Source organism: Thermoplasmata archaeon (assembly GCA_035622275.1).
Lineage (GTDB): Archaea > Thermoplasmatota > Thermoplasmata > Lutacidiplasmatales > UBA184 > Lutacidiplasma.
Genome location: DASPVQ010000014.1, coordinates 102966 through 112995 on the forward strand (window position 1 = coordinate 102966; position 10030 = coordinate 112995).

9 protein-coding genes are annotated in these 10030 nt (G+C 71.3%); all 9 read left to right on the forward strand.

All coding sequences use genetic code 11. From position 1 onward, the window contains the following. Positions 1–53: 53 nt before the first annotated feature. Positions 54–1517, forward strand: coding sequence for a type I glutamate--ammonia ligase (gene glnA / locus VEL82_04160; GenBank protein ID HXW67054.1), 1464 nt, complete (start codon positions 54–56; stop codon positions 1515–1517). Between the two features lie 92 nt (positions 1518–1609). Further along, positions 1610–3193, forward strand: a complete 1584-nt coding sequence (locus tag VEL82_04165; GenBank protein HXW67055.1) for an amidohydrolase — start codon at positions 1610–1612, stop codon at positions 3191–3193. Between the two features lie 23 nt (positions 3194–3216). Next, positions 3217–3858 carry a hypothetical protein gene (locus VEL82_04170; GenBank protein ID HXW67056.1) on the forward strand — a complete coding sequence of 214 codons (642 nt, stop codon included), beginning with the start codon at positions 3217–3219 and terminating at the stop codon, positions 3856–3858. A 60-nt stretch (positions 3859–3918) separates the two neighbouring features. Then, complete coding sequence (locus VEL82_04175; GenBank protein ID HXW67057.1) at positions 3919–5103, forward strand: saccharopine dehydrogenase C-terminal domain-containing protein; 1185 nt, start codon at positions 3919–3921, stop codon at positions 5101–5103. 84 nt (positions 5104–5187) lie between these two features. Beyond that, entirely contained in the window at positions 5188–5535 is a 348-nt protein-coding gene (locus tag VEL82_04180) for a zinc ribbon domain-containing protein (protein HXW67058.1), read from the forward strand. Positions 5536–5604: 69 nt separating this feature from the next. Further along, complete coding sequence (locus tag VEL82_04185; GenBank protein HXW67059.1) at positions 5605–6270, forward strand: zinc ribbon domain-containing protein; 666 nt, start codon at positions 5605–5607, stop codon at positions 6268–6270. 13 nt (positions 6271–6283) lie between these two features. Then, positions 6284–7558, forward strand: a complete 1275-nt coding sequence (locus VEL82_04190; protein HXW67060.1) for a zinc ribbon domain-containing protein — start codon at positions 6284–6286, stop codon at positions 7556–7558. Positions 7559–7642: 84 nt separating this feature from the next. Then, a complete protein-coding gene (locus tag VEL82_04195; GenBank protein ID HXW67061.1) occupies positions 7643–9247 on the forward strand; it encodes an aspartate aminotransferase family protein in 1605 nt (534 codons plus the stop codon). Between the two features lie 452 nt (positions 9248–9699). Continuing rightward, the coding region (locus VEL82_04200; GenBank protein HXW67062.1) for a hypothetical protein at positions 9700–10030 on the forward strand (331 nt) is incomplete at its 3' end.

Sequence of the window (10030 nt, forward strand, 5' to 3'; positions counted from 1 at the left end):
CGGGTCAATGTTGATGTAGCTCGGCACCGTCGCGGGGAGCGGAGGCAGAGAGGGTGGCCCCGCAGAAGGAGTCGAAGGGCGGACCGGACGGCGCGCGGATCCTCGAGGAGCTCAGGGCGGAGAAGGTCCGCTGGGTACAGCTGTTCTACACCGACGTCTTCGGCGGCTTCAATCAGGTCGACGTCCCGCTCCATACCCTCGAGGCCGAGTCGTTCGTCTCGGGGGTGCCGAAGCTCGATGGCTCGTCCGTCCGGGGCTTTCGCGAGATCTTCGAGTCCGACATGCTGCTCGTGCCGGACCCCCGGACGCTCGCGACGATCCCCTGGAACCCCGAGGCGGGAGGGACGGTCCGGTTCATCTGTGACGTCCGTATCGGCGGGACCAAGGAGCCGTACGACCACGATCCGCGGGGGGTCGCCCGGCGGACCGAGGCCGTCCTCGCCTCCGCCGGCTTCGACAAGTCGTTCTGGGGGCCGGAGATCGAGTTCTGGGTCTTCGACTCGGTGGAGCTGATCCCGTCGTACCAGGGCGTCCATGACGCGTGGGCCGGATCCGGCTACCTCGTCAACCACAGCGAGGCGCCGTGGCACCCCGGACCGATCGACGCGACGGTCCGCTTCAAGGAGGGCTACCACCGCACCCCGCCGGTCGACTCGCTGCTGCCGCTACGGGCGGAGATGTGCAACATCCTGGCCGACCAGTTCCACATCGTGATGGACGCCCACCATCACGAGGTCGCGACCGCGAGCCAGTCCGAGCTGAACGTGCGCTTCGACGAGCTCGTGCCGATGGCCGATCACATCCAGGACGTCCGGTACGTGATCAAGAACGTCGCCCGGCAGCACGGCAAGGTCGGGTGCCTCATGCCGAAGCCCGTCTACGGCGACAACGCGATCGGCATGCACACGAACCAGTCGCTCTGGTCGAAGGGCAAGAACACGTTCTACGACGAGAAGGACGCCTACGCCGAGGTCAGCCAGACCTGCCGCTACTACGTCGGCGGGCTGATGAAGCACTCGCGCGCGCTCTGCGGCATCACGAACCCGACGACGAACTCCTACCGACGGCTGGTGCCCGGCTACGAGGCGCCCGTCTTCATCGCCTGGAGCCGCGCGAACCGGTCGGCGTCGATCCGCATCCCGGCCTACTTCCGGGGCCGGATGGCCCCGAAGCGCGTGGAGTACCGTACTCCCGACTCCTCGGCGAACATCTACCTCACCGAGGCCGCGCTCGCGCTCGCGGGCCTCGATGGCATCAAGAAGAAGATCGAGCCGCCGGCGCCGGTCGACGAGAACATCTACAAGCTGACGCCGGCGCGCCGTCGCGAGCTCGAGATCGCGGAGCTCCCGGGCTCCCTCGGGGAGGCGCTCGACTGCCTCGCCTCCGACCACGACTTCCTGAAGCCGGCGTTCTCGGCGTCGCTGATCGAGACCTACCTCGAGCTCAAACGCCAGGAACAGCTGGAGCTCAGCCTGCGGCCTCATCCCTACGAGTTCTACAAGTACCTCGACGTGTAGGCGCGCCGGTCGACGTACCTCGGCCGGCGGTGGCGGGGCGGTCCGAAGCCTTTCGTGCCCCGGCCGCCTCGCCCGGGACGGCGCGGGGACGGATGACGGACGCGACGCTGTTCGTGGGCGGTCGGATCTTCACGGGGCGTCGCTACTGCGCCGCGCTGCTGGTCGAGGAGGGTGAGGTCGTTCTCGCCGGCACCGAGGCCGAGGCGCGCCGGGCGGCGGCCCCCGGCACCGAGGTGGTCCCGCTCGGGGGCGACCTCGTCGTCCCCGGTCTGATCGACGCCCACCTCCACGTCGCCGAGGTGACCCGCGCGCGCGAGGGGCTCGACGTGCGGGAGATCGGATCGGCGGCGGCGCTCGGTGAGGCGATCGGGCGCTGGGCGAGCGATCACCCCAACGGGCCGATCGAGGCGCGCGGGTGGGATCCCGAGCGGTTCCCCGGCGGCACCTGGCTCGACCGTCGAGATCTGGATCAGTTCGCGGCGGACCGCCCCCTCGTACTCGTCCACGTCAGCGGGCACGCGCTCGTCGCCAACTCGAGCGCGCTGCGCGCGGCCCGGATCGACCGCGCTACGCCGGACCCACCGGGGGGCCGCATCGGTCGAGGCAGTGATGGCGAGCCCGACGGCCGCCTGCTGGAGGCCGCGATCCCCTTCTTCGCCTCCCGGCGGCCGGCTCCCCCGGCGATCGATCCGGACGCGCTGGTCCGCACGCTGCGATCGGCCGCGGCCCTCGGTCTCACCACCGTCGGAGCGATGAACGCGGCGCCCGAGGAGGCCGTCGCCCTCCGGCGTCTCGCCGCCGAGGGCCGGTGGCCCGGACGCGTGCGGGTCTACCTCGACGGGCGACGCTGGCAAGAGTATTTCGAGGACCCGGGCGGACCGTCCGGCCCGGGGGGACTGTTCGAGGTCGTCGGCGCGAAGGCGTTCCTGGACGGGGCCTTCGGCCCGAGGACGGCGTGGCTGAGCGCGCCGTACTCGGACGAACCCTCGACGTCCGGCGGGGCGGTCGCATCGGCCGACACGCTGCGCGCCTGGATCCGGGAGATCACGGCCCGCGGGCTCGCGCCCGCCCTCCACGCGATCGGGGATGCGGCGGTCGCGCTCGCGCTCGACCTCCTCGAGGGCGTGACCGTCCGCCACCTGCGGCGCGCCCGCATCGAGCACGTGTCGCTGACGCCGCCGCTGTTGCTGCCGAAGCTGGCTCGCGCCCGGCCGGCGATCGTCGTCCAGCCCGGCTTCGTGTGGAGCGATGCGTGGCTGGGCCGCCGCCTGGGGCGCGATCGCGCGCGTTGGGCCTACGCCTTCCGCACCCTGAGCGAGCAGGGCCACCGGCTCGTCGGATCGAGCGACGCGCCGTACGACTCCTTCGATCCCTGGCGCGGGCTCCGGGCGGCCGTCCAGCGGACCGATCCGAGCGGTCGCTCGGCGAACCCGGATCCGGCCGAAGCCCTCGACGCGGAGGAGGCGCTGCGCCTCTACACGGCCAACGCCGGCGCGGTCTTCGGAGAGCCACGCCTGGGGTGGCTCGAGGCGGGATCCCCGGCCGACCTCGTACGCGTGCGCGCGCCGTCGCTCGACGCGGCGATCTCCACGGGGGCCCCCGTCGTCCGCGAGACGTGGATCGCGGGGACCCGTCTCGACGCCCCGGCCGACGCGACCGGCGCCCGAACCCGCTAAGCCCGCGGGCGGCTCGCTGGCCCGTGGCGGCCCCGGCCCCGGTCCCGGCCCAGCGGGAGTTCTCGCCGAGCATGAGGGTCGATGTGCTGATCTCCGACTGGCGCGCGGCGCTCGACCCCGAGCTGGGCGAGGAAGAGCGCGAGCGGGCCCTCTACGCCCGGGCCTGGGAGGCCTACCTCGAGGGCGACTACGGCTTCGGTCTGTGGTGCTGGCACGAGTGCGATCGACTGACCAACAACCTCAACGGTAACGTCCGGGAGGTGACGCGCATTCTCGGTCCCGGTCGGTACTTCGGCTTCTCCCATCGCCGGGCGGTCGCGGCCGCCGTGCCGGTCGAACGGATCTACCGTCCCCGCAAGGGCGACATGAGCACACCGCGGCCGGACGCGTTCGTCCTGCCCCACTACCAGGCGCTGTGTGTCTACCTCGTGCGCGCCGCGAGCGGGGATCCCAAGGCGAAGGCCCAGCTCGAGATCGCGCTCCTCGAGCTCGAGGAGCGTCGACGGGCCGATCCGTTCCTGCGCCATTTCGAAACCTTCCGGGAGCTCTTGGCGCGATCGCCGTCGACCCCGGCTCCCGCCCCGACCGTCGCGCCGCCGGACCCGGGCCCCGATCGCGCGGCGCCCCCGCGTCGCAGGACGCGCCGTCCGCGCGCGACGAGTTGACGCCGGGCTCCGAAGGTTCCTATAGAGGCTCCGCCTCGACCGCCCCGACGAGGGACCAACGTGCGAGCGATCGTGCTGGGGGGCGGGGGGCTCACCGGCCGCTGCGCCGTACGCGACCTCGCCGTCGGAGGTGTCTTCGACGAGGTCGTCGCGGCGGACCTCGACCCCGAGCTGGCGCGGGCCGCGGCGCACGCCGCCGGGGAGCGGGCGAGGGCGACCGGACTCGACGTGCGCCAGCGCGGCGAGCTGGTCACGCTCCTGCGGGGCGCGGACGTGGTCGTCAACGCGGTCCAGTACGGGTTCAACCTCACCGTGATGGAGGCGGCGCTCGAGGCGAACGTGCCGTACCTCGACTTCGGCGGCCTGTTCCACATGACCCGGCGCCAGCTCGCGCTGGACGGAACCTTCCGCCGGGCCGGCGTGCTCGCGATCCCGGGGCTCGGGCAGGTGCCGGGCATCTCCAACGTGCTCGCCATGGAGGCCTGCCGCGATCTCGACCGTGTCGACTCGATCGTCATCCGGGACGGTTGGCGGGACCTCACGGTCGGCGGACCCGAGCTCGCCTTCACCTGGTCGCCGAGCACGTTTCTGGACGAGATGGTGCTGCCGGCCGTGGTCTTCGAGGGCGGTGCCTACCGCGAGCATCCGCCGATGAGCGGCGCCGAGGAGTTCGATTTCGCTCCGCCCGTGGGCCGGACCCGGGTCTACCGGACCCTGCACTCGGAGCCCGCGACGCTGCCCGAGAGCCTGCGGGACAAGCGGCTCGCGCACTGCGAGTGGAAGGAGGGCGGCCCCGGCATCGAGGTGCTCCGCACGATGGCCCTGCTCGGGCTCGGGTCGGATCGCCCGCTCGAAGTGCGGGGCCAGGCGGTCGTGCCGAAGGAGTTCACGCTCGCCCTGGTCAAGCGCGAGAAGCTGCTCGGCGTGCCCGAGGACGTCCGCGTCGTCGACTGGGAGGTCTGCGACATCGAGATCCACGGGTCGAAGGGAGAGGCCCCGGTGGTCCGCCACGCCATCGCCCGATTCCCAGCGCGCCCGGACTGGCACCTGACGGCGACCGAGTACGCAGTCGGGGTCGCCGGCGCGATCGGCGCGGAGCTGATCGCGACCGAGCGGATCCGCGAGGTCGGCGTGGTGCCGCCCGAGCGGTGCGTGCCGGCCGGGGAGTTCCGCGCCGCGCTCGCGGGTCGGTCGATCGAGACCGCGATCGTCCCCCCCGAGGACCCGCTGCCGCCGGTCGGCTGACGGGGCGGCCGGCGGCGCGTCCGAGCCCGCCGCGCGCCCGCGCGGCCGTACCATTCCAAATAGCCCGAGCCCCATCGAGAGCGGATGCCGGGCTACAAGCGGCCGTGCCGCTTCTGCGGCAACCTCGTCGACGAGGACTCCAAGGTCTGCCCGTTCTGCTCGCGCGCCCACCCGCTCCAGATGGTCTGCCCCTACTGCGTCGCGCCGATCCAGGCGGGCTGGACCACCTGCAACACCTGCGGCAAGCCCCTCTCGATCGCCTGCCCGCGATGCGGCGCCGCCGTCGGGCCCGACTCCGACGTATGCGAAAAGTGCCATGCGGTGGTCCGCTACCGCTGCCCGTCCTGCGACGCCGTCGTAGCACCCGGCGCGAAACGCTGCGAGCGCTGCGGCACGAAGCTCAAGGATTTCTGGAAGCAGAAGGGTCTCTGAGGCCGGCCCGAACCTGAGCCGACCGCGGTGGGTTTAAACCGAGAAACCCCTTTCGAGCGCGGGGGTCCGATGGCGCTCCTCGAGTACCCGAGGAACGTCGACGACCTCAGCGGCGACAAGGGCTTCCAGTGGCGGTTCCACTGCGATCTCTGCGGGTCTGGCTACGACTCCACGTTCATCCCCTCCAAGAGCCAGGCCTCGTCGCGCCGGCTCGGCTTCCTGAGCGGCGGCCTCTCCGCGATTAGCGGGATGGCCGGCAGCGGTGGCAGCGGTCTTTCCAGCGCCAGCTCGATGGCCGGCACCGCGAGCCAGTTCCGCGGCATGTCGGCGGACTGGCACAAGGAGCACGACAACGCCTTCCAGCAGGCCGTCAACGAGGCCAAGCCGCACTTCCAGAAGTGTCCGAGGTGTAACCAGCTCGTCTGCTCCGCCGACTGGAACAACGAGGCCGGTCTGTGCACCCACGACGCGCCGAGCCTGGCCGCGGAGACCCAGGCGGCGAAGGCCCAGGTCCGCGTCGAGCAGATGCAGGCCCAGGTGCGCAGCCAGAGCCAGTTCGACGGCGACACCTCGGACCGCTCCACGATCTGTCCGAAATGCGGCAAGCCGTCCGGCGCGGGCAAGTTCTGCAACAACTGTGGCGCTCCGCTCGGGTTCCGCGAGTGCCCCAGTTGCCACCATCAGAACCCGCCGACCGTCAACTTCTGCGGGGACTGCGGCGCGAAGCTCGGGTGACCCGACCCCTCCGATGTGCCAGCACTGCGCCGGGGAAGCGAGCTGCTCCCACCCGGACTGTGCCCCCTCCCCCTCGGCCTGCGCCTGCGCGCGCGCCGGCGCCGGGCGCTGCCCGACGTGCGGGCATCCCTGCCTGCCCTGGTACTTCGGCCTGGGCCTCGTCGGCGCCCCTCCCGCGGTGAACGACTTCCTCGGGGGGGCCGGTTCGGAGAGCCCCGGCTTCGACGGATACCCGGCCAGCCGGTCGGCCCTCCTGGCGGCGGCCCGGGAGGAGTTCGCCGACATGGAGGAAGCGCCGACGGCGGCGCTCGCGTGGCTGGACACCCACCTGCCGGACCGGAGCTACCAGGACCGGGGCGACGTCCTGGTCGCCCTGACGCCGGAGATCCGGGGTCCCGAGCTCGTCCCGCCGCGCTGGCGTTCGAGCGCGGGTCCTTCCGCGCTGCCGTTCGGCGTCCGCCTCGTCGTGCCGACCGGCCAGGTGGCGGTGCTGGTGAGCCGGGAGGGAGCGCCGCTCGATGCGTTCGGGCCCGGCGAGCACGTCCTGACGACGGCGACCGCGCCCCACGCGGCCGCGGGCTCGCGGCCCCCGGCCGCGGGCTTCGACCGCACGGTGCTCGACACCCGGGCGGTCTTTTACACGACGGGCCCGCAGACCGGCACGCTGTCCGTTCGAGCCCGCTCCCCGTCCGGCCCCCCGGCCCCGATCCGTGCCTCCATCCGCTTCTCGATCCAGGACCCGGTCCGATTCGAGGCGGCGATCAGCCGTCGCCTCAGCGACAGCGCCCCAACGGACACGGTGCTGAGCATGGTGGCGGGCCCGGCGCTCGAGCGCGCGATGGCCGCCCCGGCGGGCGACCCCTCGTTCGTGGAAGGGACGATCCGACAGGCGCTGGAGGCGGCCGGCCTCGTCCCGGCCGACATCACGGTCGGCGCGACCGGCCCGGGGGCCGGGTTTCCCTCCGACGTGCTCGCCCGGCTGCCACCCGAGCAGCGCGCGCTCGTGGAGGCGCGCCTGCAGGAGTCGATGCGCCGTCGAGCGGCGGCCGGCGCGGGCGGCCCACCGAACCCGAGCCCGTCGGCGGGTCCGGTCGCGCCGCCGGCGCCGGCCGGCGTCCCCCCGGGGCCAGTGCGCTGCTCCGCCTGCTCGGCGCCCAATCCCTCGACCGTGAGGTTCTGCGGAAACTGCGGCAAACCTCTCCCTCCCGCGCAGAATTGCCCCGCCTGCGGGGCGCCATCACGGCCGGGGGTGAAGTTCTGCGGGAACTGCGGAGCGCCGGTCCGCTGACGGGGTTCCGCCGCTTCCGAGCTAAAATTATATAGGGCACTCGGGGTCGGAACCGCGCCCCAAGATGCGTGAGTTATGGCGGATATGGAACCCGCCCCGCTGCCCCGTCTCCCGGACCCGGGCGACGGCCGAACGGTCCGCCTGCCGGGGCTCGATCACCCTTCGCTGAGCCATCTCGCGGCGGCCGAGTCCGAGGCGGAGACCCCGACGCATCCTCCGGCGGAGCCGGCGCACAAGGGCCCGGCCGAGCCGGCGGGGGAAGAGAAGAAGGAGCCGAGGGAGGGCGCGAAGTCGGAAGCGAAGGAGGCCCCCGCGGAGCCCGAGGCCCTCCCGATCCCGATCGCGCGGCTCGTGCCGAAGCTGAAGACCAGCGCCAAGCTGTTCGCGGAGGGCAAGAAGTACATCCCGAACGCGTCGAGCTCGCTGATACGCGTCGCTTCCTACGACCCCTGCCCGCCGTTCATCTCCGCCGGCAAGGGCGCCCGCATCTGGGACGAGGACGGCAACGAGTACCTCGACTTCAACCTCGGCTACGGCTGTCTCATCAACGGGCACGCCCCCAAGGAGCAGGTCAAGGCGGTCCAGGAGCGCGCCGAGCTCGGGCTCCACTTCGCGGCGCCCACCGCGCTTGAGATCGAGCTCGCGAAGATGTTCCGCAAGATGGTCCCGAACGCGGAGCGGGTCGCGTTCTGCTCGAACGGCTCGGACGCGACCATGAACGCGATCCGGATCGCGCGCGCGGTCACGGGGAAGGACGCGATCCTGAAGTTCGAGGGCCACTACCACGGCCAGCACGACCTCGCGTTGATCAGCGCGGAGGCGCCGCCGATGGTGGCCGGGCTCGACGAGTACCCCCGTCCGCTCCCGAACTCGGCCGGGATCCCGCCCGGGGTCACCGACTACGTGATGGTCGCCCCGTTCAACTCGATCGTCGCGTTCGAGCGGATGGTCCGTCGCTACCGCGACCGCCTCGCGGCCGTGATCTTGGAGCCGGTGATGGCGAACGCGGGCGTGATCCCGCCCGCCCCCGACTACCTCGCGCGCCTGGTCGAGGTCGCGCACCAGAACGACATGCTGGTGATCTTCGACGAGGTGTTCACCGGTTTCCGCGTCGCGCCGGGCGGCGCGCAGCAGCTGTACAAGGTCGAACCCGACATCTCCTGCTGGGCGAAGGCGCTCGGGGGCGGCGTCCCCGTCTCGGCCGTCTCGGGCAAGGCGGAGTACATGGACATGATCGCCCCCGGGCGGATCAGCTTCGGTGGCACGTACTTCGCGAACAACCTATCGATGGCCGGGACGCTCGCGAACCTGAAGATGCTCCACCGCGGCGGCGAAGACCTCTACGCGCGCTTCGCGAAGATGACCGAGAAGATGGAGAAGGGGATCGAGGAGGCCGCGCGGGACGCGAAGATCTCCGTCCTCGTCCAGTCGGTCAACGGGATGCTCCAGTTCTTCTTCACCAAGCGCAAGAAGATCACGAACTACCGCGAATCGCTCCAGATCGACTGGAACCTCTATCTGCGGCACCAGGAGCTTCTGCTCGACAAGGGAATCTACATCCACCCCGACAACTACGAGCGGATCACGTTCTCGAGCGCGCACACCGAGAAGGAGATCGACAAGTTCGTGGGCATCGTCCACGAGACGTTCAAGGAGCTCCGGACGCTCCCGCGGGACTACCTCGTTTAAGTCACGGGTCCGTGCGCAAAAGCGCGTCTACGGTGGCTTAATACAGGGAAGCGGTAACCCTCCCGAAATGCCGGGGTCGGCAGGTCCGCCGCCCCCCTGACGGAGGGAGGTCCGGGGGTTGGGGCGCAGTCCAAGCGATCTTCTGGTCTTCATCGCGAAACGCCTCGTCCAGCTCATCCCCGTTCTGATCGGCATCACCATCCTCACGTTCGTCTTCACGCACCTCTCGGCCGTCAACCCGTGCAACCAGTGGTACCCCCACGCCGACCCGGGCACGATCGCCGCGTGCAAGGCGTACTTCGCCCAGCCGCTCTACGTGCAGTACTGGCAGTACCTCACGAACCTCCTGCACGGGAACTGGGGCTACTCCTACCCCGGCGACCAGCCGGTCTACCCCGCGATCGCCGACGGGGTTCCGGCGACGCTCGAACTCGTCCTTGCCGCACTCTTCCATGATCGTCGTCGGGATTCCCCTCGGGGTCATCGCGGCCCAGTCGTCCGGCCGGATCCCGGACCACCTCGTCCGGATCTTCTACCTCTCGGGGTGGGCGACCCCGACGTACCTCGGCGCGGTCATCGCCGCGGTGTTCCTGGCGCCGTATCTCGGGCTCCCCTCCCACGGGGAGTACTCGACGAGCCCGCCGCCCTTCCCGCAGTACACCCACATGTCGGCCGTCGACGCGATGCTCGCCGGCAACTGGCCGTGGACCGCCGACGCGATCGAGCACCTGATCCTCCCGGCCACGGTCCTCGCGTTCATCAACATGGGGATCGCGACGCGGA

Coding starts and splice junctions, on each gene's coding strand:
- VEL82_04195 (HXW67061.1), top strand. CDS start 7,643: ATGGAACCCGCCCCGCTGCCCCGTCTCCCGGACCCGGGCGACGGCCGA.
- VEL82_04185 (HXW67059.1), top strand. CDS start 5,605: ATGGCGCTCCTCGAGTACCCGAGGAACGTCGACGACCTCAGCGGCGAC.
- VEL82_04165 (HXW67055.1), top strand. CDS start 1,610: ATGACGGACGCGACGCTGTTCGTGGGCGGTCGGATCTTCACGGGGCGT.
- VEL82_04190 (HXW67060.1), top strand. CDS start 6,284: ATGTGCCAGCACTGCGCCGGGGAAGCGAGCTGCTCCCACCCGGACTGT.
- VEL82_04180 (HXW67058.1), top strand. CDS start 5,188: ATGCCGGGCTACAAGCGGCCGTGCCGCTTCTGCGGCAACCTCGTCGAC.